At 67.3% G+C, this 17,085-nt stretch carries 16 protein-coding genes, 33 tRNA genes, 1 other RNA gene and 2 pseudogenes; 7 read left to right on the forward strand and 45 right to left on the reverse strand.

All coding sequences use genetic code 11. From position 1 onward, the window contains the following. Nucleotides 1-374: 374 nt before the first annotated feature. Nucleotides 375-1,229, forward strand: a complete 855-nt coding sequence (locus HNR20_RS03525) for an oxygenase MpaB family protein (protein ID WP_184176453.1) — start codon at nt 375-377, stop codon at nt 1,227-1,229. 60 nt (nt 1,230-1,289) lie between these two features. On the opposite strand, the gene HNR20_RS03530 is transcribed toward HNR20_RS03525, so the two are convergent. The 14 genes from HNR20_RS03530 to HNR20_RS03595 form a co-directional block, all read right to left on the reverse strand. Next, nucleotides 1,290-1,360 (reverse strand) — tRNA-Cys (locus tag HNR20_RS03530). Between the two features lie 9 nt (nt 1,361-1,369). Continuing rightward, nucleotides 1,370-1,442 (reverse strand) — tRNA-Arg (locus tag HNR20_RS03535). A 5-nt stretch (nt 1,443-1,447) separates the two neighbouring features. Beyond that, nucleotides 1,448-1,531: transfer RNA gene (locus tag HNR20_RS03540), tRNA-Tyr, on the reverse strand. Between the two features lies 1 nt (nt 1,532). Continuing rightward, nucleotides 1,533-1,606 (reverse strand) — tRNA-His (locus tag HNR20_RS03545). Nucleotides 1,607-1,626: 20 nt separating this feature from the next. Then, a tRNA-Val gene (locus HNR20_RS03550) sits at nt 1,627-1,698 on the reverse strand. 4 nt (nt 1,699-1,702) lie between these two features. Next, nucleotides 1,703-1,775: transfer RNA gene (locus HNR20_RS03555), tRNA-Asn, on the reverse strand. Nucleotide 1,776: 1 nt separating this feature from the next. Next, nucleotides 1,777-1,850: transfer RNA gene (locus HNR20_RS03560), tRNA-Glu, on the reverse strand. A gap of 5 nt (nt 1,851-1,855) precedes the next feature. After that, a tRNA-Val gene (locus HNR20_RS03565) sits at nt 1,856-1,927 on the reverse strand. 86 nt (nt 1,928-2,013) lie between these two features. Next, nucleotides 2,014-2,092, reverse strand: a tRNA-Met gene (locus HNR20_RS03570). 1 nt (nt 2,093) lies between these two features. Next, nucleotides 2,094-2,167: transfer RNA gene (locus tag HNR20_RS03575), tRNA-Lys, on the reverse strand. Nucleotides 2,168-2,173: 6 nt separating this feature from the next. Then, nucleotides 2,174-2,246: transfer RNA gene (locus tag HNR20_RS03580), tRNA-Arg, on the reverse strand. Between the two features lie 8 nt (nt 2,247-2,254). Further along, nucleotides 2,255-2,326: transfer RNA gene (locus HNR20_RS03585), tRNA-Lys, on the reverse strand. A gap of 1 nt (nt 2,327) precedes the next feature. Beyond that, nucleotides 2,328-2,414, reverse strand: a tRNA-OTHER gene (locus HNR20_RS03590). Nucleotides 2,415-2,556: 142 nt separating this feature from the next. Then, a tRNA-Pro gene (locus HNR20_RS03595) sits at nt 2,557-2,631 on the reverse strand. A 51-nt stretch (nt 2,632-2,682) separates the two neighbouring features. On the opposite strand from HNR20_RS03595, the gene HNR20_RS03600 reads away from it, so the two are divergent. After that, nucleotides 2,683-3,237, forward strand: a complete 555-nt coding sequence (locus HNR20_RS03600; protein ID WP_184176455.1) for a hypothetical protein — start codon at nt 2,683-2,685, stop codon at nt 3,235-3,237. Here HNR20_RS03600 and HNR20_RS03605 read toward each other — a convergent pair. The 26 genes from HNR20_RS03605 to HNR20_RS03730 form a co-directional block, all read right to left on the reverse strand. Then, nucleotides 3,229-3,302: transfer RNA gene (locus HNR20_RS03605), tRNA-Pro, on the reverse strand. The two genes, HNR20_RS03600 and HNR20_RS03605, sit on opposite strands and share 9 nt — an antisense overlap. A 4-nt stretch (nt 3,303-3,306) precedes the next feature. Continuing rightward, a tRNA-Arg gene (locus tag HNR20_RS03610) sits at nt 3,307-3,379 on the reverse strand. A gap of 13 nt (nt 3,380-3,392) precedes the next feature. Then, nucleotides 3,393-3,757, reverse strand: an RNA gene (gene rnpB, locus HNR20_RS03615) — RNase P RNA component class A. Between the two features lie 9 nt (nt 3,758-3,766). Further along, a tRNA-Ile gene (locus HNR20_RS03620) sits at nt 3,767-3,841 on the reverse strand. Between the two features lies 1 nt (nt 3,842). Continuing rightward, nucleotides 3,843-3,932 (reverse strand) — tRNA-Ser (locus tag HNR20_RS03625). Between the two features lie 8 nt (nt 3,933-3,940). Then, nucleotides 3,941-4,549 (reverse strand): group I intron-associated PD-(D/E)XK endonuclease, encoded by a 609-nt coding sequence (locus tag HNR20_RS03630; protein ID WP_184176457.1) that lies wholly within the window; start codon nt 4,547-4,549, stop codon nt 3,941-3,943. Nucleotides 4,550-4,610: 61 nt separating this feature from the next. Then, nucleotides 4,611-4,683: transfer RNA gene (locus tag HNR20_RS03635), tRNA-Asp, on the reverse strand. Nucleotides 4,684-4,709: 26 nt separating this feature from the next. Continuing rightward, nucleotides 4,710-4,782: transfer RNA gene (locus HNR20_RS03640), tRNA-Ala, on the reverse strand. Between the two features lie 14 nt (nt 4,783-4,796). Next, nucleotides 4,797-4,870 (reverse strand) — tRNA-Leu (locus HNR20_RS03645). Nucleotides 4,871-4,881: 11 nt separating this feature from the next. After that, a tRNA-Met gene (locus HNR20_RS03650) sits at nt 4,882-4,953 on the reverse strand. Between the two features lie 6 nt (nt 4,954-4,959). Continuing rightward, a tRNA-Thr gene (locus tag HNR20_RS03655) sits at nt 4,960-5,032 on the reverse strand. 1 nt (nt 5,033) lies between these two features. Then, a tRNA-Thr gene (locus HNR20_RS03660) sits at nt 5,034-5,109 on the reverse strand. A 1-nt stretch (nt 5,110) separates the two neighbouring features. After that, nucleotides 5,111-5,186: transfer RNA gene (locus HNR20_RS03665), tRNA-Leu, on the reverse strand. Nucleotides 5,187-5,191: 5 nt separating this feature from the next. Beyond that, nucleotides 5,192-5,263, reverse strand: a tRNA-Gln gene (locus HNR20_RS03670). A gap of 37 nt (nt 5,264-5,300) precedes the next feature. Beyond that, nucleotides 5,301-5,543, reverse strand: coding sequence for a hypothetical protein (locus tag HNR20_RS03675; RefSeq protein WP_184176458.1), 243 nt, complete (start codon nt 5,541-5,543; stop codon nt 5,301-5,303). A 33-nt stretch (nt 5,544-5,576) separates the two neighbouring features. Beyond that, nucleotides 5,577-5,652 (reverse strand) — tRNA-Thr (locus tag HNR20_RS03680). Between the two features lie 13 nt (nt 5,653-5,665). Further along, nucleotides 5,666-5,740, reverse strand: a tRNA-Leu gene (locus tag HNR20_RS03685). A 104-nt stretch (nt 5,741-5,844) separates the two neighbouring features. After that, a tRNA-Gln gene (locus HNR20_RS03690) sits at nt 5,845-5,921 on the reverse strand. A 7-nt stretch (nt 5,922-5,928) separates the two neighbouring features. Further along, a tRNA-Gly gene (locus HNR20_RS03695) sits at nt 5,929-6,001 on the reverse strand. Nucleotides 6,002-6,018: 17 nt separating this feature from the next. Continuing rightward, nucleotides 6,019-6,092 (reverse strand) — tRNA-Glu (locus HNR20_RS03700). A gap of 98 nt (nt 6,093-6,190) precedes the next feature. Continuing rightward, nucleotides 6,191-6,266, reverse strand: a tRNA-Pro gene (locus tag HNR20_RS03705). 109 nt (nt 6,267-6,375) lie between these two features. Then, nucleotides 6,376-6,448 (reverse strand) — tRNA-Trp (locus HNR20_RS03710). A 75-nt stretch (nt 6,449-6,523) separates the two neighbouring features. Next, entirely contained in the window at nt 6,524-6,823 is a 300-nt protein-coding gene (locus HNR20_RS03715) for a hypothetical protein (protein WP_184189373.1), read from the reverse strand. A 40-nt stretch (nt 6,824-6,863) separates the two neighbouring features. Beyond that, nucleotides 6,864-7,133 carry a hypothetical protein gene (locus tag HNR20_RS03720; RefSeq protein WP_184176460.1) on the reverse strand — a complete coding sequence of 90 codons (270 nt, stop codon included), beginning with the start codon at nt 7,131-7,133 and terminating at the stop codon, nt 6,864-6,866. Between the two features lie 186 nt (nt 7,134-7,319). Continuing rightward, nucleotides 7,320-8,741 (reverse strand): dihydrolipoyl dehydrogenase family protein, encoded by a 1,422-nt coding sequence (locus HNR20_RS03725; protein ID WP_184176462.1) that lies wholly within the window; start codon nt 8,739-8,741, stop codon nt 7,320-7,322. Between the two features lie 2 nt (nt 8,742-8,743). Further along, the gene (locus tag HNR20_RS03730) at nt 8,744-9,304 is read right to left on the reverse strand and encodes a hypothetical protein (RefSeq protein ID WP_184176464.1); all 561 of its coding nucleotides are present in this window, start codon (nt 9,302-9,304) and stop codon (nt 8,744-8,746) included. A gap of 111 nt (nt 9,305-9,415) precedes the next feature. On the opposite strand from HNR20_RS03730, the gene HNR20_RS03735 reads away from it, so the two are divergent. Continuing rightward, a complete protein-coding gene (locus tag HNR20_RS03735; protein WP_184176466.1) occupies nt 9,416-10,024 on the forward strand; it encodes a TetR/AcrR family transcriptional regulator in 609 nt (202 codons plus the stop codon). 163 nt (nt 10,025-10,187) lie between these two features. Here the strand turns inward: HNR20_RS03735 and HNR20_RS03740 are convergent, their stop codons facing one another. From HNR20_RS03740 to HNR20_RS03750, 3 genes are all read right to left on the reverse strand, one after another. Continuing rightward, complete coding sequence (locus HNR20_RS03740) at nt 10,188-11,423, reverse strand: low temperature requirement protein A (protein WP_184176468.1); 1,236 nt, start codon at nt 11,421-11,423, stop codon at nt 10,188-10,190. A 200-nt stretch (nt 11,424-11,623) separates the two neighbouring features. Continuing rightward, nucleotides 11,624-12,523 (reverse strand): AraC family transcriptional regulator, encoded by a 900-nt coding sequence (locus HNR20_RS03745; RefSeq protein WP_184176470.1) that lies wholly within the window; start codon nt 12,521-12,523, stop codon nt 11,624-11,626. A gap of 61 nt (nt 12,524-12,584) precedes the next feature. Beyond that, nucleotides 12,585-13,343 (reverse strand): SDR family NAD(P)-dependent oxidoreductase, encoded by a 759-nt coding sequence (locus HNR20_RS03750; protein ID WP_184176471.1) that lies wholly within the window; start codon nt 13,341-13,343, stop codon nt 12,585-12,587. A gap of 284 nt (nt 13,344-13,627) precedes the next feature. Between HNR20_RS03750 and HNR20_RS03755 the strand changes: the two genes are divergently transcribed. Continuing rightward, complete coding sequence (locus HNR20_RS03755; RefSeq protein ID WP_184176474.1) at nt 13,628-14,089, forward strand: nitroreductase/quinone reductase family protein; 462 nt, start codon at nt 13,628-13,630, stop codon at nt 14,087-14,089. A 216-nt stretch (nt 14,090-14,305) separates the two neighbouring features. Then, entirely contained in the window at nt 14,306-14,716 is a 411-nt protein-coding gene (locus HNR20_RS03760) for a hypothetical protein (RefSeq protein WP_184176476.1), read from the forward strand. A 150-nt stretch (nt 14,717-14,866) separates the two neighbouring features. On the opposite strand, the pseudogene HNR20_RS03765 reads toward HNR20_RS03760, so the two are convergent. Both HNR20_RS03765 and HNR20_RS03770 read right to left on the reverse strand, forming a co-directional pair. Then, nucleotides 14,867-15,100 (reverse strand): annotated as a pseudogene (locus HNR20_RS03765) (DedA family protein); the annotation flags it as partial. Nucleotides 15,101-15,405: 305 nt separating this feature from the next. Continuing rightward, a complete protein-coding gene (locus tag HNR20_RS03770) occupies nt 15,406-16,173 on the reverse strand; it encodes an ABC transporter permease (protein ID WP_229687152.1) in 768 nt (255 codons plus the stop codon). Between HNR20_RS03770 and HNR20_RS03775 the strand changes: the two genes are divergently transcribed. Further along, complete coding sequence (locus tag HNR20_RS03775) at nt 16,172-16,609, forward strand: BlaI/MecI/CopY family transcriptional regulator (protein ID WP_184176478.1); 438 nt, start codon at nt 16,172-16,174, stop codon at nt 16,607-16,609. The genes HNR20_RS03770 and HNR20_RS03775 overlap by 2 nt on opposite strands. 206 nt (nt 16,610-16,815) lie before the next feature. Continuing rightward, nucleotides 16,816-17,082 (forward strand): annotated as a pseudogene (locus tag HNR20_RS03780) (response regulator); the annotation flags it as partial. Between the last annotated feature and the right edge of the window lie 3 nt (nt 17,083-17,085).

The raw sequence follows: 17,085 nt of genomic DNA on the forward strand, positions 1-17,085 counted from the left end.
CGTGCGCCGATGGCGGCCGGGCTTCGGTGCCGCGATGGCTGCGTGATCGCCCAACCCTCACCGTACTGATGGTCGGCGGACATCTCGGATAGAAGAGGAAAATCACTCAAGTTTCACCTTGCGGGAGGACAGACCATCAAACGGGGCTCCCCTCAACCGCGGGCGCCGCCCTCGCGCTGCCATCGGTCCTGCCTACTGAACGCGGCCCCCAGCCGGCCCACGAGCTGCACCACCCAGAAGGTGGCTACGCTGCCAGATCGGATGCCGTCGCAAGTCACCGCCGCCTACACCCGATCCCCTGTGGTGCCCAGGATGCGCGGCGCGGCTCGCGGCCGCCCAAGACGCCCCGAACCCCGGGTTGGAGATGCCCAACGATGAGACAGCGCTACGCCAACCTGGTCCGCATCCGCACGCTGGACCCCGAGCTTGACTGGCTGGACATCTACCAGACCATGCTGCGTCTGGAGTTCCCGTGGGACATGAAGCTTGGGCTGAACCTGGCGTTCAACCGGTCATTCTCCTTACCGGCCATCGCCGCGGTGCATACCGCCACCGGGGAGCTGACCGAGCGCACCCAGAAACGGATCGACGATACCGGCCTGCTGATGTACGAGATGGTGCTCAACGGATTCGACCAACCACGCGGTCGAGACGCGCTGCGCCAGATCAACCGGATCCACCGCCCGTACGACATCCCCAACGAGGATTACCTCTATGTCCTCGGTTGCCTGGTGGTCATCCCTACGCGGTGGCTCCAGAGGTACGGCTGGCGCCAACCCTGCTGCCATGAGCGGCGGGCCACGCACCTGTTCTACCGGGAGCTGGGTCAGCGGATGGGCATCACCGACATCCCCGGCTCCTATGAGGAGTTCGAGACCTGGTTCAACGCGTACGACGCCGGTCACCTGACACCCAACGACGATGCCGCGGCCATCGAACGCGCCACCCGGTCGTTGATGCTCGGCCGGATTCCCAGACCCCTCGCGCCGCTCGGTGACGGGCTGGTCAACGCCATGTACGACGATCGACTGCGGCGCGCGACTCGGGTCGTCGCACCGGCGCGGCCGGTCCGAGCCGGCCTGCACCTGGCGTTGAAGGTTCGCGCCCGACTGCAGTGTTGGCTCGGAGCCCCGCAGAAAACGCCGTTGTTCTCTGACGGAATCAACACCAGGACGTACCCCGGCGGATACGAGATCAACAAGCTCGGGCCGCAGACCGACGAAACGTGATCGAACGCGTTGCAGATGATGGCCCGAACGTAGGGAGCTATCCGCAGTGGATGGCAGTCGAGGCCGTGACCGGGATCGAACCGGTGTACGCGGTTTTGCAGACCGCTCCCTTACCACTCGGGCACACGACCAGGCAGAAGCGCCCGCGGAGGGAATCGAACCCCCGACACCCAGCTCCGGAAGCTGGTGCTCTATCCCCTGAGCTACACGGGCATGCGTGGGAGCGGAGAGATTCGAACTCCCTGAGCGCGAACGCACCGGGGTTACAGCCCGGCCCACCTCACCATCGGTGGCGCACTCCCTTGGGGTGACTGGCCGGTACTGACCCGGCGTCTGCGGGACCACGACCCGCGGCTCTACCATTGAGCTACAGCCACAACTACGGCCCGAAGGCCAGTACCCGCACCTGGACTCGAACCAGGGCAACCCGCTGTGTGGGAGCGGTGCTCTGCCGCTGAGCTATACGGGCGCGGCTCCGGTGGCTGGGCTCGAACCAGCGCCTGACGGATTAACAGTCCGTTGCCCTACCGACTGGGCGACACCGGAATGGTCGCGCGTGCGGGGCTCGAACCCGCTTCATCGCCTTGAAAGGGCGAGGGCCTACCCATAACCGAACGCGCGTTGCGTGCCCCGAGCTGGTGTCGAACCAGCGACCTCCGCCTTGTCGAGACGGCGTTCTCCCGCTGAACTACCGGGGCAGGGAATAGGGGGCCGGTCGCGGAGTGTTTGCCGCGCTTACGCCTGGCACTCCCTGTGCCAGGACCGACCCGAACGGATAAGGATGTGGTGGCGGGGGCGGGATTCGAACCCGCGATCTCCGGCTTATGAGGCCGGCGAGGACAACCGAACTCCTCTACCCCGCAGTGGGCCGCCGGGGACTCGAACCCCGAACCCTCTGATTAAAAGTCAGCAGCTCTACGCCATTGAGCTAGCGGCCCGTGTTGTGCCCCGCGCTGGAATCGGACCAGCGACACGCAGTTTAGGAAACTGCTGCTCTATCCCCTGAGCTAGCGGGGCGTACCTTGTGCCTCCGGGGAATTTCGAAATCCCGCCCCTCCGATTAAGAGTCGGATGCTCTACCTCTGAGCTACGAAGGCTTGGCGGAAGGTTGACGAGTCGAACGCCAGGGCTTGCACCCCCCTCCGGTTTTCAAGACCGGCTGGCCCCCACGGGCCGGAACCCTCCAAGCTGTGCGATTCGTCGGCTGGCCCCGCCGCTACGTCTGCCAGACGTGCCCGGGGAGTCGAACCCCGGCAACACCCACCGCCCCCGGGTAACCCCAGACCGGCGACATACCCGGTGGCGATCCGGGCCTTGCGAATCAACGTCGGGTAGACAGGATTCGAACCTGCGAGCCTCCCGGTCCCGAACCGGGCGCGCTACCAAACTGCGCCACTACCCGTAGACGGCGCGGGACTTACGCGCCGCGCTCACAACTACTACTCTCCGGTGCGTGCCCCCGACATCACCGTCCCCCTGGGCCTGGGCCGGATGGGGCGCGCTCGAAGCCCTCGGAACGCTCGCCGCCGCGCTCGTCGCCCTCTCCGTGTACCTCAGCGAGGTTCGCCGCCGCCGCCGCGCCGAGCGGAGCACGGTCCGAGTCTGGGCGTCCAAGGAAGCCGACGAGACCGTGATTTACATCGCCAACGATTCCGCCGTCCCGATCGTGGATATCACCCTCGACGCCTTCTATCAGGAGGATTTCTGGTCAAGCTGGCTTTCGGGTGGAGTGAGATGGTCTGCAATCGGGTGGCTCGCTAGGGGTCCAGCCATCGTCCACCCGTCTCAAACGTTGGCCCTTAAGCTGAATTACCTGAGGCTATATGGCGTGAAGGAGGCAATCAAAAGGCTACCCGAATTGACCCTTCTGCAAATGCGCTACGAAGCGCGTGCGGAGCCGAGGAGGGTGGCGAGCTTCCGCCGCGTCAAGAATCCCCCTACGAAAATTCGCATCGTCGGTTTCGGTGAGTTGGAGCAATGCGTTGGGCAGTACCCGAAGTCGGGATAGCCGGATTCGAACCGACGACCTCTGCACCCCCGGTGCAGCGCGCTACCAACCTGCGCCATATCCCGAAAGAGCCCCCGGCGCGAATCGAACGCGCGACACCGAGATCCGTAATCTCGTGCTCTATCCACTGAGCTACGGGGGCAATGTGTTGCGGCGAGGGAAGCCGGCCGGTACGCCGGGTTCTGTCCCACCCCGGCGACCCGGTGGTGGGGGCGACCATCCATCTCGGCCTACCGTCGCCGGCAGGCTCTAGCGGCCAACCCGCACGCATCAGGCGGGCCGCCCGCGTGCTGTTCGGCCTTGCTCCGGGTGGGGTTTACCGTGCCGCCCCCGTCACCGGAGGCGCGGTGGGCTCTTACCCCACCGTTTCACCCTTACCGGCGGTGGTGCTGCCGGCGGTCTGTTCTCTGTGGCACTGTCCCGCGCCTTTCGGCGGGTTCCCGTTAGGAACCACCCTGCCCTGCGGAGCCCGGACGTTCCTCGGCGGCCTGGTGGCCGACGCGGTCGCCTGGCTGGCATTCTCGCTGCGTGCCGACGGCTGGATTCGAACCAGCGGCCCCCGACTTATCAGGTCGGTGCTCTTACCGGGCTGAGCTACGACGGCTTGGCGAAGGGTGAGGGATTCGAACCCCCGGCGGTGTTACCCGCTCCGCATCAGCAGTGCGGCGCCATCGACCAGACTCGGCCAACCCTTCAAGGGCCTTCAAACGACGAAGGCCGCGTACTTCTCGTCTAGGACGATGCTCGATCGAACGTTCCGAACGACCGCGAACGGGAGTAGGTATGTGGTGCCGGCGGCGGTCGCCACGAAGAAGTAGTCGACCTCGTCGTTCGTGTAGGGAACCTGCCGAACACGCCCGCGCGAGTTCAGCTCCGCTGCTGCCTGATACGAACTGCGCAGCAGTCGGACCCGATAGCGGCCACTCCTGCGTTCCACGGCCGCCGTTGTCTTGACCTGCACCCGCTTCAGCCCGTCGTCCGACTCGGCGATGAGGTCGTAAACCGCCGGCTCCAGTGGTACCGACACGTTGTACCCCCGGTCGAGGAACCAGCGAGCCGCAATGCTGAGCCCCGATCGGCCGTCGGGCGCAGGCGGGCGCGAGAAGTGGTGCGCCTGCGGCGGTACCGGCACGGAGCTGTTCTGCCGGCCGAGGTGGGACACATCCAACCCAAGCTCCGTGGCGGTCCTCTTGACGAACGTCTGGGGATAGGTCCGGCTCTTGCCCAACGCTTCCATCACGTCGGCCCAGCAGGAGGCGGATTTGACCGCATCACGGACCTGCTCGTCGGTGTACGTGCGCTGACTTCCCACGGGTATAGCTTACAGTCCAGCAGGGCAGCGCCATAGACCGCTCATGCCACCCCTCCGTGCGCGCTGACGACGGGACTCGAACCCGCGGCCTTCCGGCTGACAACCGGATGCTCTTGCCACTGAGCTACGCCAGCTTGGTCCCGGCCGGTGGCCGGGAGAGTGGAGACGAGGGGGGTCGAACCCCTGACCTTCTGATTGCGAAACAGATGCCCTACCACCTGGGCCACGTCCCCATGATGTTGCTGCGTACCCGGAGCGCGATTCGAACGCGCACTGTCCCCGCCCTGAACGGGGTGCCTCCTGCCGTTGGGCTACCCGGGCATATTTTGGCGTGCCGACGCCCGGTGTCGATCCGGGTGCCCCTCCGTTATGAGCGGAGTGCTCTGCCGTTGAGCTACGTCGGCGAGGAGAGCCAGCGACGGGAGTTGAACCCGCTGCCTCCGGATTACGAAACCGGCGCTCGGCCTGGTGAGCTTCGCTGGCGTGGAGCCGGCGGCCGGGATCGAACCGGCCCGCTCGCGCTTACAAGACGCGTGCTCTGCCAACTGAGCTACGCCGGCCTGGTGCCCCCGACACGATTCGAACGTGCGCTGACGGCCGCCTCACGACCGTGCCTCTACCGTTGGGCTACGAGGGCTTGCGCTCCCAGGCCAGGATTCGAACCCAGCTCCCCGCATCCAGAGTGCGGTGTCTTACCGAATAGACGACCCGGGAATGGTGGCCGGCGAGCCGCGGACTCGCCGGCCGGCGATCAGCGCTGCACCGTACTGGACCAGGTGGGGACCGACGGCTGGAACCGCAGCTCCATGCCCGCCTCGGCGGGGGTCAGGTCGCAAAGGCGCAGGATCTTTGGCATCGGGAAGACGCCGATGAGCCTGTCGGGCTCGGCTTCGTGGATCTCGGCGACCTGGCGCATGAGCATCCGGATCGCGTGTCTGACCGGGACCCGGTGCAGCGGTCCCAGGTCGGCGTTGAGGACCATAACGGCGTCCACCGGGCCCTCCTTTCTCTCGTGGCCGGTGGCGCTTGGAGCCGCCGGCCGGAGTCGAACCGGCGACCTGCTCCCTACCATGGAGCTGCTCTACCGACTGAGCTACGACGGCATGGTGTGCTGAGTGCCCCGAGCGGGATTCGAACCCGCACTGTGCGCAGTTTGAGTGCGCTGCCTCCTACCAGTTGGGCTACCGGGGCATGCTTCCGCAGGTAGCGGCATCAGGCCTTGATCATCCACTGAGCGGCAGTAAGTTCCGGATCGGTAACTCCCGCGGCGACTTCCCCCACTGGTCGAGTGTGAGCTCCGGGAGCAGGAATCGAACCTGCGTCTGTACCGGGATCCAAAGTCCCGTCGCCCTTGCCAGCAGAGCATCCCGGAACGGTTGAGCGGTCGGCGGGCACCGACCCCGCTTCTTCGGTTTGGAAGACCGACGTGTCCGCCAAGTTCACCACGACCGCGTGGCGTTTTGCTTGCGTAGGCCGTACGGGGCTCGAACCCGTAATCTCCTGGCTGAGAACCAGGTGAGCTGCCAGCTTGCTCCAACGGCCCATGGAGCCGGCGGGGATCGCGGTCGCGCATCCACGATCGCCGCCAACGTGCCCTCCGGTCTGTCGAACCGGCGCTCTCTTAGCTGAGCTACAACCCCATGGTCCGGGACCGGGGTGTCGAACCCCGTGTCTCTCGCTCCCAAAGCGAGCGGGTCAGCCGTCTCCCTCGTCCCGGAGGTGGTGCCCCCGGCCGGCCCATGCAGGCGCCGGCCGGGGTTTTACCTATGCCATCCACTGTGGAGTTGAGAATCTGCGACGCCGCCGGCCGCAGCCGGGACGAAAAGCAGGGGCGGCAGGACTCGAACCTGCAACCTTCGGTTTTGGAGACCGGTGCTCTACCAGTTGAGCTACGCCCCTATGAAGTTGTTGCCAGGTAACGAAAAAGCCGCCCTATCCCTGTCGGGGTGGGCGGCTTCGCAGCTTGCGCTGGCGCTATTCGCGCCGCCACCCCGGCTTCCAGTTCTGCTCACTCACGCACAGATCGTGGGTTCGCCCAATCGAGGGCAGCACGCCACCGCTGCGCGGCATGAACCGCGTGGTTTCGGTGTAGGCGTACTGCAACACGGGGAACTCCTTGGGTTGGTCGGGACGGCCTTGCTCATTCAAGGTAGGCGCTGTGCCGATCGGATGGCAATGGATATTCCGAGCTGCCTTCATGTGACTCGCAGCCGCGATGTGCCCATATTTCTGGACAGGGCGGGGGGCTTCGAGCAGCTCGTCCAGCTCGGCCATCCGGGAACGGCATGCTACTGAAGCCGAGCGCGGGAGCGGATCAACCCTCGACAGCGGGTCGGCTGCGCACCACCAGCTCGTCGATCTCCAACCGGCCGACGCGCAGCTCCCGCACGACCGCCCGGCGGATGACCAGCCGCCCAACGACCAGCACCCCGACGGCCACGGCGCCGACGGCCAGGGCCCCTACGGCGAGGGCGCCGAGCGACGCCGCCCCCGCAGCCTGCGCGCCTGTAGCCACCGCGCCCGTCGCCACCGCGCCGTTGGCGCGCGTCCTGGTCAACCGCATCAGGCGAACCTCTCGCTTCATGCCCCCATTGTCCGTGCACCGTCGGCCACCCGCGCCCCACAGATCCCGGATGTCACCCCACAGTTCCATCGTCGCCGGTACCGCCCGGCGTCATTCGCTGCATCCATGCGTCGAAGGCGCCGGCATTGGACGGCAAGTCTCGTCCCGGCGCGAACAGCGCCGGGACGAGCGCTCGGTTCACCACCGTCAGCGGCCGTATGTCTCCAACAGCCGCAGCCACACCTCGCTGACGGTCGGGTATGCCGGAACCGCATGCCACAAGCGGTCCAGCGGGACCTCTCCGACGATGGCGATCGTCGCGGCGTGGATCAGTTCCGCGACGTCCGGACCGGCGAGGGTGCAGCCGACGATCACCTTCCGGTCCTCGTCGACGACCATCCGGGCGTGCCCCTTGTAGCCATCCGCGTGCAGAGCGGACCCGGCCACGGCGCTCAGGTCGTAGTCCACGACTCGGATCCGCAGCCCAGCCGTTTCAGCGGCGGCCGCCGTCAGGCCCACCGAGGCGATTTCCGGGTCGGTGAAGACCACCTGCGGCACCGCACGCTCGTCAGCCGTCGCGACGTGCCGGCCCCACCGGGCGTCCTCGACCTTCTCACCCTTAGCCCGGGCCACGATCACGTCGCCCACCGCCCGCGCCTGATACTTACCCTGATGGGTCAACAGCACCCGCCGGTTCACGTCACCCGCCGCATACAGCCACCCACCGCCGTCGACGACGCGCAAGGTGTCGTCGACCGCCAGCCAAGCACCCGGCGCCAGGCCAACGCCGTCTAGGCCGATGTCCTGAGTGTTAGGTGTACGGCCGACTGCCACCAGGACCTCGTCAGCCTCGACCCGCTCGCCGGAGGCGGTCTCGATGTGGACGGTTCCGCTGTCGTCGCGCTTGACGGATACGGCCTCCGCGCCGAGGCGTACCGACACACCGGCCTCGCGCAGCGAATCCGTGACCAGTTCACCGGCGAACGGCTCCACCGACGGCAACACACCGTCGCGAGCCAGCACCGTCACCGAGGACCCCAGGGCGGCGAACGCGGTCGCCATCTCGGCCGCCACCACGCCGCCACCGATGATCGCGAGCCGGCGGGGAACCGACCCGGCCGAAGCCGCCTCGCGGCTGGACCAGGGCGCCGCCTCACGTAGACCCGGGATATCCGGCAACAGAGCGCTACTGCCGGTCGCGACGACCACCGCGTGCCGCGCGGTCAGCCTCGTCGTGACACCGTCGACGCCGGTCACCTCGACAACCCGGGGGGAACTGATCCGCCCCTGACCACGGTGCAGCGCGATGCCAGCCGAATCCAGCCACGAAACCTGCCCGTCGTCCTGCCAATGCGACGCGAAGGAGTCCCGCCGACCCAGCACCGCAACCGCGTCCAGGTCTCCCGTCACCGCCTCACGCGCACCCGGCAATTGGCGAGCCGCCCGCAACGCGGACGCGCTGCGCAGCAACGCCTTGGTTGGCATACAGGCCCAGTACGAGCACTCGCCACCAACCAACTCCCGCTCGACGATCGCGGCGGTCAGCCCACCCTGCACGACCCGGTCGGCAACGTTCTCCCCGACCGGACCCGCACCGATCACGACGACGTCGTACTCGACGGCGGTCATGTTCAGTTGCCCTTAGCGGCACGGCCGAGGCGGATAGCCGCGATGAGGAAGAAGATGGCGCCGGGAATGGCGTAACCGGCCGCGTTGGTCAGCGACGGGTGATCCGCAGAGGCTCCGACGATGAAGGACCCGCCAGCCAGCACCGAGATGCCGCCGCTGATGATCATCGGCCACTGGCCGCCCATCTTCCGACGGGTGACACCGACGATCAACTGGACCAGACCGGCGACGACCGCCCAGGCACCCCACACCCGCAGGACAGCGGGAACACCGGACGCGCCGGCGACACCCACGCCGACCGCCGTGACCAGGCTCACCGCGATGTTCACGTACAGCAGGGTCGGCGAGCCGGTGGTCCGCGACGCACGAAGGTCGTAGACGGCGGCGCCCACGTCGAACAGCGGGTAGAGCACGAACAGCGTCACCGCGAGCGGGCCGATCTCCTTGGCGGTAGCGATCGTCACGAGTGCCCACACGATGGCGAACGCGAAGCGGACGAAGTACAGCCGCCGCAGTGCGGACGCAGTCTGGGAGATGCCGGGCAAAGCAGCAATGGTGGTCACGGGTGACCCTTTCAGCGGAGGGGTAGAGAGACCGAACGTTCTGTCTTCCCGAGCATGACAGACTCAACCCGTACCGTCAAGACCGAACGTTCTATCCGCTAAGATGGCGACATGACGCCCACCGCACCCGGTGCCCGGCCCTCCGAGGCGCGCCACCGGCTCCTCACCACGGCAACCAGGATCTTCTACTCGGAGGGCATCCACTCCGTCGGCGTCGACCGGATCATCGCCGAGGCGAAGGTGACCCGGGCGACCTTCTACCGGCACTTCCCGAGCAAGGACGATCTCATCCTCGCCTACCTGCGTGAAGTCCATCAGATGGAACGCGGCACGATCGACGCGGCCATCGCCACCGACTCATCGCCGGCCGGTTCACTCCTGGCCATTGCCGGCTCCATCGCTCAGAACATCCAGTCCCCCGGGTTCCGTGGATGCGCCTTTCTGAACGCTGCGGCGGAGTATCCCGACACGGAACATCCCGTGCGTCAGGAGATCATCGCCCACCGGCAATGGTTCCTGGACACGCTCAGCATGCTGATGGCACAGGTTCACCAGGAAACGGCGGACCCTGCCGCACGCCATTTCGTCATGCTCCGCGACGGCGCCATGGCAGCCGGATGCCTTTTCGACCCCGCGTTGGTGTCCGAGACCTTCCTCCGCGGCGTCGAGGGCCTTCTTCTGATCAATGCCGAGCGCCAGTCGACCGAATCCGCCGGCTAGCACTACAGCAGCCCGAGTGACGCCGCGTTACGCGGCGAGGCGGGCGATCACGGCGATCGGTCGGTCTGCATCTGCTTCGATCGTGGTGGCGTTCGACACGAAGATCCGCATGGGCGCCCGAGTCGCATGTCCACGTGGTCGCAGGTCCGCCTTTGCCGTGCGGTCACGCCTCGGAGTCGCGAACGTCGGATGCCTCCCGCGCGATCGGCGAGGAGGAAACCTCCAGCGGCCGTCCCCGGCTGCGCAACGCGTCGAGGAGCGCGACCAGGGTCAGCACCCCGGCCACCACGCTCAGCCCGACCATCGGCGCCCACCGCGCCAACAGCGGCGTGAACAGCAACAGGACTACCAAGCCGATCACCCGGGACCGGGACAGCCGACCGAAGATCTCATACTCCAGCCGTATACGAGCGACGAGAAACAACGCCGGCCCGCCCACCACGAACAGGAGCCAACTGGGCCGCGGTTGCCCGAACGGATGATCGATCACCAGCTCGTAGCCGACCGCCGTGGCGAGCACGCTGAGCACGATCAGCAGATGCGTCCGTTCCGACGCCGTACCCAGCCGACCGGGCATCACCGCCCGATCCAACGCATCGCTCAGCAGCAGACCGGCGCGGTGGAAGTAGATCCGCCAGAGCAGCGCGCTGGTGGCGAACGCGACCGTGAAGGCGGCTGCTCGCTCGGCGGAATAGTCCGCGCCGCTGAAAACCACGCCGAGGACCAGAATCGACTCACCGAGTGCGATGAGAAACATCTGCTGGTAACGGTCGGCGAGGTGAGTCCCCGCGATCCGCCAGTGGGACACCTTCGAGACCCCGAGCCACGGCAACGGCCAGCCCAGGCCCCAGGCGAGATAGTCGACGGCGAGGGCGGCGGCCCACAGCGGCAGGCGAAGTCGGTCCGGACCCAATGCGCCGGCCAGCCACAGCGGCGCGCTCACCACAGCCCACCCGGCAAGCCGGAACGGCACCAACCGCCGCGGGTGGCCACGCAGCGCGGCGGCGATCACCAGCGGCCGCACCACCATCACCATCAAGTACGCGGCCGCAAACGGCAGCGCCCGCTCCTCCATCGCGCGCGGCAGCGTCACCGCCATGATCAGGCCGGCGAACATGGTGCCGACCACGACGGCCTGGATGATCGGCTGCTCTGGTTCGTAGCGACTGGTGATCCAGGCGGTGTGCGACCAGATCAGCCAGAGCGCCAGAAAGAGCAGCAGGGTACGACCAACCCCGACGACGAGCGCCCAGCCAGTGTCATTACCCAGGTCGGCGAATCGTTGCGAGACCCGAGTGAGAGCCACCACGAAGGCCAGATCGAAGAACAGCTCCAGGAACGTCGCGCGACCTGAACTGGTGGGAGGACGCAGCAGTTCGGCACCCCGCCCCGCCGCCATCGCCCGCCCCCGTCCGCCCCTTGCTGCACCAACGAGCCGCCGCCAAAGGAGTTGCGCCAGCTCTCATCCCCCGCAGTGACGCGAAGACAGGTTGAATCGGCGGCGCCGGGGCACTGCATCGGCCCTCGAATCAGCCCCGAGCATGTCCGCTGATCATGCTGCCGTACCGGGAAACACCAAGATCCCCGTCAGGGTCAAGCTCAGGGCAGCGCAGTGACAAGTTCTGCTGACGGAGTGCGGAGTTGGGTGTCCTTGCTGGGCGGTGTGCCGAACATGCGGCGGTATTCGCGGCTGAACTGGGAGGGGCTGTCGTAGCCGACGCTGAGGCCCACACCGGTGATGTCTGAGGGGCGGCTGGCGAACAGGAGCCGGGCTTCCTGCAGGCGGATGCGTTTTTGGAACTGGATGGGGCTCATCCCTGTGACGGTCTGGAAGTTGCGGTGGAACGCGGAAACGCTCATACCGGCGATGTCCGCCAGGTGCTCCACGCGGAAGGCGGTGGCGTAGTTCTCCCGGATCTGACGCACGGCGCGGTTGATGTGGGCCAGTCCGCTGTCGGCGAGACCGAGCTGACGGATGGCGACTCCCTGCTCGCCGCGCAGGAGATGCCAGAGGATTTCCCGCTTGACCATGGGCGCGAGGATCTTGCGGTCTGCGGGCTGCTCCAGCAGCCGCAGCAGGCGCACGATGGCGTCCAGCAGTGGAGGCGGGGCCGTGGAGACGGCAATGCCGGGTGATGCGGTGCGTGGGGTGGCCGGCAGGTCTCGGGGGTCGGCTTCCAGGAGGAGTTCGGCAAGGGCTGAGGGGGCGAGAGTCATGCCGAAGCCGAGGGTGGGCTGCCCGGTGTCCAGGACATGGCCGGTGACGGGGAGGTCGGCGGAGGCGATCAGGTACTCGCCGGGCCCATACTCGTAGAGGCGCTCGCCCAGGGCGAGGCGTTTGCCGCCCTGGGCGATGACTGCGAGCACGGTCCCGGACATCCCGGCCGCCGAAGTATTCGGATGAGTGAACCTGCATACCTGGATGCCGTCGATCGCCGTGCTCATGTCGGGCCGCGCGTGCCGGTTAAGAAGCTCCCGCATTTCGTCCAAGGCAGGCATGAACCCATTCTTGCACGAATCTCCACACGTGGCCGCTGGCCGGGCGGGATCGGGCAGGCATTCAGAGGTTCTGGCCTCCGGAGACTTCGATGTCCTGGGCGGTGATCCACCGGCCTTCCTCGGAGACCAACATGGCGATGACCATGCCGATGTCGTCGGGCTCGCCGACGCGGCCGAGAGTGAAGGTCTTCGCCAGTTCCGGGATGATCTCCGGGTTCTTGCTGAATGCGTCGTCGGCGAAACGGGTGACGGTGGCTCCCGGTGCGACCGAGTTCACGCGGATGCCGCGGGGACCGAACTCCTTGGCCATGTAGCGGGTGAGCACCGCCACGGCGCCCTTGAGAGCCGCGTAGACGGAGTATCCCGGCGCCGTCACCTGGGGCAGCGTGGCGTTGCTGGTCAGGTTGACGATGGCGCCGCCGTCGGAGAGGAGCGGCAGCAGGGCCTGGGTGAGGAAGAAGGGCCCCTTGAACAGGCCGTCCGTGAGCCGGTCGAACTCCTCCTCGCGGGCGTCCTCGATCATCGCCATACCGGCGAATCCGGCGTTGTTGACCAGGTGGTCGAAGGAATGCCGCTGGAAGGTCTCGCGCAGCACCTCGGTAACGGTCTCCCGGAAGATGGTGAATCCCGCCGTGTCGCCGAGATCCAGGTGCAGCGCCACGGCAGTGCCGCCCTGCTGCTCGATCCGCGCGACGGTGTCCTTGGCGCCCTGTTCGTTGGAGCTGTAGGTCAAGATGACGCCGGTACCGCGCCGGGCGATCTGCAGGGCGGCGCTCTGGCCGATGCCGGAGCTTGCACCGGTGACGACGGCTACCTTCATGGTGTGTGCCTCCTGGGCCTGAGGATTCGTCGGAATCCGTGGGATGTGTGTCTCTTCCAGGAGACCGCTGTGCCGGGTCCGCGAAAAGAATGATCCTCTTCGCCTCTTGCCCAATCCTCTTGGATGAACGGGGGCAGGAGGCCGCGTCAGCCGTCCCCCCGTCACTGCCTGCCCGTGGGCAGGATCGTGCAAGGATCCGCCAGGATGCCCCTAGCAGCCTTCCCGGCGTGACGGTTGACTTGCCCAAAAGCCATTTCCGTGAGGCACGAGTGAGGCAGCCGACCATGACCGAAACCGCGGACAGAAGCTACGACGTGGCCGCGGTCAGGCGCGCTCTGGCCATCGGCCCGGGCTCTCCGCGCGAGGCACGCACCATCGACATCACCACCCTGGGCCGGCGCACCGGTCGCCCGAGGCGCATCGAAATCTGGTTCCACCATGTCGACGGCCGCTGGTACCTCAGCGGGATGCCGGTGCCTCGAAGCTGGCACGCCAACCTGTCGGCACACCCGCACTTCACCTTCCACCTCAAGAACGGCATCCACGCGGACCTGCCGGCCACGGCAGTGCCGGTCAAGGATTCCGCGGTGCGCCATCGCGTACTGTCTGCGGTAGTCGCCCTGCAGGACCAGCCCGGCTTGCGCATGCGCGTCACCCAACGCCAGCGCCTGGAAGACTGGCTCGAGCACAGCCCGCTGATCGAGATCGTTTTCGACGACGAACGGCTGCGCCCGCCGCTGAGCTGACCACCTGGGCGGCGTGGAGCGGCAGTTTGCGCGAGCATGGCCACGGCCCTGGCCGCCTCGTCGGCCGCCCTCTCCCTGCAGCTGGGACCGGCGCGCGTCAGAGTCTGGGTGCACGCCGGCGCCGGATTCGGACGGCCGCTTCACATAACCGAGCGTCCTCTCTCGCCAGGCCGGTTACTACGTCCCCACGGCGGTCGACTTCGGACCGATTGTGAGGTGAACCTCGGTGAAGGCCAAGGCAGTGGCACTCAGGATTGCGGTTACCGTCATGACGGCCGCGAGCGGCTCAGTAATGTTGGCCGGGCCGGTAGCGGCAGCGGGTACGTGCAGCAAGCACTGCTGCTGCGGCAGTTCCAACTCAACGTCGGTCCGAAGTGCAGCGGCTCGTCCAGCCGGGCCGTGAACGGCGGGTTCTCGGTGGCGATGGCCTGTAGTTCGCCGACGGCCTTCCTCGAAGCCTTCGGCGCCAACCTCTCCGACGCCGCCGGCGAAGCGCGGCTTTTGGAAGCGCTGGATCCGAGGAGGGGTTGCACTTACACCTCGCTCCGCCAGGTGTCCAGCGGCCATCAGGTGGTGGACATTGCAGCTCGCCGACGGTCTTCTTCAGTGGGACCGGGGCAACCATGACCGGCGCGGCACAAAACGCCCGCCTCGCCTCCGGCGTTGGCTGATCCTCAACCAGCGTGGTGACCGGGTGCGGGGCTCTGCCCGCTGCCCGTCGGTCTCGACACGATCGCCCGTGAGTCACCGCCATGCGTCTGTCGTCGGTGCATGCCGTCACTCGTTGCGTGGAGCTGGGGTTTGCGGTTGAACCGACGCGCCGGGGTTCGTCGCCGCGGCGGAGGTCCGGCGGGATCGGAGAAGCTGGATTCCGATCGGTAGGACGGAGACCACGACGATGCCGATCAAGATGATCTCGATGTTGGCCTTGACGAACGCGATCTGGCCGAGGAAATAGCCCAGCACGGTGACGCCCCAGAGGGTCCCACCGACAATGTTGTAGATGAGGAACTACGACAGCGGAATCTGGCGGGCGCCATCACCGTAGGACTTCCCGCGATGAATGCCCGCCTCGCACTCGATGACGGGATGCTCAGAGCCATCGCGACATGGTTGCGCCACCTTCCGAGCCAGCGGCCGGGAGCGGTCGCCGCACCGTCGTGCCCAACGGCCGCAACGCCCGCTGAGGGCATCCCACGTCCGCAAGCTGCCGATGTAGGCAGGCCGGGGCCCGCCCGACGGTCGAGTCAGCGGCCGAACGAGACGGTGGCAGCGGACGCACCCTGTCAGGCAAGCCGGTGCGGCATCGGGTTGCGTCAGTGGCCCGGCCGGGGTTCCGACGTGACGGGTTGGAGACGGCTGCGGGCCACCAACTCGACGGTGAGGACGACGGCGACGGCCTCCACGGCGAGGAGCCCGACGAGGACGACCAACTGCGTTACGCCGGCGGCGAGCGGGCTCGCTCCCCCGAGCAGCACCCCGACGAACGCGCCGGGCAGGGTCACCAGGCCCACCGTCCGGGTCTGGTCGAGTGCCGGGACCAACGCCTGCCCGGCCGCCGGACGACACACCAGCAGCACAGCGTCGCGGGGCAGCATGCCCAGGGCCAGACCGGCCTCCACCTCACCACGCCGGCTGGTCAACTCGTCGAGCGCGCGGCGCCCGGCCAGCGACGTCGCGGTCATCGCCCCACCGATCAAAATCCCGGCGACCGGAATGATCGCGATGCCACGCATCGGCACCAGGCCCGCCACCACCAGCCCCGCCACCACCAGCATGCTCCCCGCCACGATCGGCGCGCCAGCCCACCAACCCCGACTGCCACCCGTGACCCGCCGCCCGGACGTGACCGTCGCGACCACGCACATCAGGACCACAAAGGCAGCCGTGGCCCACAGCGACACCACGATGCCCGCGATCAACAGGGACACGGCACCCAGTTGGATCGCAGCGCGGACGGCGGCGACCACGACCTGCCGACCGTGACCCAGTTTTCCGAGGGTCACGACGGCCGCCGCTACCAGGGTCAGGACTACCAGCGCGACACCGAGCTTCGGGCCAACCACGAGCATCGTCGAGGACATGCCAACAGTTTCCCGCCGACGCCCGGCCGGGGTCGCACGCGCCGCTGGCCGCCGCGGTCGCGGCGGACATGCCGCGCTGTCGATTACCCCGGCCTGGCGGGAGCGTCGAGCAGCCAGCGGGCGGTGGCTGACGACGTTGCCCCGGACATCGGGTTTCCCGCCGGCTGCCAATCAGAAGCGCCGGCTGTCGTACAGCGCGGTCGTGACCACGCTCGGCCGCCTCCACGAAAAAGACGCCGTCACCCGCGCCCGCGACGGCCCGGCCTTCCGGTACGTCGCGGTCGTCAACCCCTCTGCGCTCGTGGCATGGCGGATGCGCAGACTCCTCGACACGGACGCCGACCACGCCTCGGTACTCCGCCGATTTGTCAGCTCGCTCACCAAGCAGGACGAGGAAACACTGCGCCGGCTGCTCAGCGACCCCGACCAGACCTAACGCGGGCGCAGACTGGCCGTGGTGAACCGTCCCGGACCTGACAACGTCAAACGATCCGGCCACGGCCCCGACCTGGCGGGGGGTCGGCTACGCGGTGCAACTGTCTCTGGTTACCGGTCGAGGTGGGGTCGTATGCTTCGGGCCGTGAACGCCACCGTTCGTGATTGCTCTGACATGCTGCAGGTGCTGCTGGCGCTCCCCGGCCAGATCTGATCACGCTCGACCTGAACATGCCCCGCATGAATGGCCGGGAGGTCCTCGCCGCAGTCAGGGCTGATGAGGTGCTCAAGGCGATTCCGGTAGTGGTGTTCACGACCTCCGCCGTCGACGCGGACGTGCTGGGCAGCTACAGCGCCCACGCCAACGCCTACGTCACGAAGCCCATCAATTTGGACGCGTTCGAGCGCGTGGTCGGCGAGATTCACCGGTTCTACAGCGAGATCGCCGCGTTGCCGCTGCCCGGGGCAGTGTGAGTC

The organism is Micromonospora parathelypteridis, assembly GCF_014201145.1.
Classification (GTDB): domain Bacteria; phylum Actinomycetota; class Actinomycetes; order Mycobacteriales; family Micromonosporaceae; genus Micromonospora; species Micromonospora parathelypteridis.

Bases quoted from the DNA above. Each gene is read 5' to 3' on its own strand.
- HNR20_RS03525 (WP_184176453.1), top strand. From the start codon at position 375: ATGAGACAGCGCTACGCCAACCTGGTCCGCATCCGCACGCTGGACCCC.
- HNR20_RS03715 (WP_184189373.1), bottom strand. From the start codon at position 6,823: ATGGCCGAGCTGGACGAGCTGCTCGAAGCCCCCCGCCCTGTCCAGAAA.
- HNR20_RS03720 (WP_184176460.1), bottom strand. From the start codon at position 7,133: ATGAAGCGAGAGGTTCGCCTGATGCGGTTGACCAGGACGCGCGCCAAC.
- HNR20_RS03725 (WP_184176462.1), bottom strand. From the start codon at position 8,741: ATGACCGCCGTCGAGTACGACGTCGTCGTGATCGGTGCGGGTCCGGTC.
- HNR20_RS03735 (WP_184176466.1), top strand. From the start codon at position 9,416: ATGACGCCCACCGCACCCGGTGCCCGGCCCTCCGAGGCGCGCCACCGG.
- HNR20_RS03740 (WP_184176468.1), bottom strand. From the start codon at position 11,423: ATGGCGGCGGGGCGGGGTGCCGAACTGCTGCGTCCTCCCACCAGTTCA.
- HNR20_RS03745 (WP_184176470.1), bottom strand. From the start codon at position 12,523: ATGCCTGCCTTGGACGAAATGCGGGAGCTTCTTAACCGGCACGCGCGG.
- HNR20_RS03750 (WP_184176471.1), bottom strand. From the start codon at position 13,343: ATGAAGGTAGCCGTCGTCACCGGTGCAAGCTCCGGCATCGGCCAGAGC.
- HNR20_RS03755 (WP_184176474.1), top strand. From the start codon at position 13,628: ATGACCGAAACCGCGGACAGAAGCTACGACGTGGCCGCGGTCAGGCGC.
- HNR20_RS03775 (WP_184176478.1), top strand. From the start codon at position 16,172: ATGCCAACAGTTTCCCGCCGACGCCCGGCCGGGGTCGCACGCGCCGCT.
- HNR20_RS03770 (WP_229687152.1), bottom strand. From the start codon at position 16,173: ATGTCCTCGACGATGCTCGTGGTTGGCCCGAAGCTCGGTGTCGCGCTG.